Annotated in this window: 2 protein-coding genes; one reads left to right on the forward strand and one right to left on the reverse strand. The window is 44.6% G+C overall.

Translation table 11 applies throughout. The features are described 5' to 3' along the window. The first annotated feature begins 336 nt into the window (after nt 1-336). Nucleotides 337-1242, forward strand: coding sequence for a hypothetical protein (locus DW49_RS0123405; RefSeq protein ID WP_005620071.1), 906 nt, complete (start codon nt 337-339; stop codon nt 1240-1242). Nucleotides 1243-1291: 49 nt separating this feature from the next. Here the strand turns inward: DW49_RS0123405 and DW49_RS0123410 are convergent, their stop codons facing one another. Further along, nucleotides 1292-1657 carry a hypothetical protein gene (locus DW49_RS0123410; protein ID WP_229687553.1) on the reverse strand — a complete coding sequence of 122 codons (366 nt, stop codon included), beginning with the start codon at nt 1655-1657 and terminating at the stop codon, nt 1292-1294. Nucleotides 1658-1840 lie beyond the last annotated feature (183 nt).

Consider the following 1840-nt stretch of genomic DNA (forward strand, 5'->3'; position numbering starts at 1 on the left):
TTTCTTCAGGACTCAGGACGATATCTTGGGCGCTCATTTCTTCGCCTCCAACGGTGTAATCAACGAGCAAGAATAGACGATTTTACAGAGCATTTATTTTTGAGACAGCACACTAGGTTTTGCTGTTGACTGAAGAAATATCAGTCATCGATAAGCGTCTCAGAAGCAGTTCTTAAAAATAAGTTACTGAACTTATAAAATATTATTGGTTGTTTGTAGGACGTTTCCGATAATTGTTTCAGCCGCTTGATCTTGAATTCAACAGGTGATTACGTCCGATTTTGTCAGTGGCAGTGATGCCCTGCGTAATTAATCACTACTCTCGAGATCAACAAGATGAAAAACAAGAAAAGCAAGGCAGGTCGTGCGTTTATGTCTGGACTGCTATTGGCGATGTCTTATCACGCCATGGCACAAGTAGAAGTAAACCCTGTTGCCAGTCATCAATCAACGACGCAGGAACAGGCTGTGCAGAACCAAAGTCGTTCGACTCCTGTCGTGTTGTCGGACAAGATTCATCAGATCGACAGTACCCTGGAGAATACCTCGGCAGTTCATCAGTATAGTTTCACCGTTGTGCGCGGCCAGAATGTGCTGATTACAACGCCGGATACGGATTACGACCAGAAATGGAGGTTGGAGTATCAAGTGGATGGCGGCGAGTGGCAGCCCAAGCGTCACTCATTCGCGGAGAGAATCGAAGGGCTCAATCCTGGTTCACAAGTCAATATACGTATTATTGCGACTGACGGTGCCAGGTTTGAGACTGCTGATTACAGCGTGGTGTTTGGTTCGTTTCCTCATATGCGCTATGACTTGCATCACGAGGAAGGCTTCAGGTTGATTCCATATGGTTTCACCAAACCCGCTTTTCTGGCGACTCAAGCCCTCACAGAGGCGATGCTGGAGGTTACGTTTACAGACAGCAAGGCTTTTCCGCTGGAGGGTGGTGTGTTTGATTTCGAGCTCGATATTAAGCATCATCAGGATAACGGGCGATACATCTCGGACAGTTCGGGGAAAATAATGCATCGGGTAGCGTTTAAACGCTGCGAGGGTGGCTGGCTCGCTAACAATTTCACTCACCTGAGTGACAATGGGAGAGAAACCTGGAGTACTCGCTACGAGCCAATAAAGTATTGGGCCAAGAATATTCTCGCTGAACAGTTGGCTGATAAGCCTCATATATACAACTTGGGGCTGATTTGCAATCGCTGGCTGATCAACTGGTCAAGGAGCTGATTTAAAAACGCTCTGTCTGCCGCAGTCGGTGCAGAGCGTTTCCCTACCGTCAGGCCCTTGTGTCGATCAAGTGTGCCGAATCTTTTTCTGCTTTTTCTTTAATCTGATTTATCCAGATTTCACTAGGGTCGTCTTTTTTGCTAAGTGCTATTTTTCCAAGATCGATAATGTTTTGAAAGTTTAGCAGATCAAGTTTGTAGGTTCCTTTGAACGTGTCTGTATCATGATCAGCCAGCGTCATGAGGATTTTGGCATGCCTGACCGCAGCATCCTTGAATTGGGTTTTTTGGTTGATGGCATCTGATAAGTACTTGATTTCATTCGTGCCTAATTTATCGTCCAGATCAATTATTTTAAGCTCGGCATCATCCCCTATTGTATAACTAAAGTTTTTTCCCGCCAGATCGGGCCGCAAGTCAATAAGCTCCGCTCTGAATTTTTGATAGCAGCTTGACTGGATTCTTGACATAAGTATTGCGTCAGCATTAAGATATTCTAGTGTACTGTTTGCGAAATAATTTACCCGTGTCCCGCAACCTAAGTTATTGATAAAATTTGAATTTTACGTTAGTTAGTAGCTGGTTTTTTCGAAAACAGT

The organism is Pseudomonas avellanae BPIC 631 (assembly GCF_000444135.1).
GTDB lineage: Bacteria > Pseudomonadota > Gammaproteobacteria > Pseudomonadales > Pseudomonadaceae > Aquipseudomonas > Aquipseudomonas avellanae.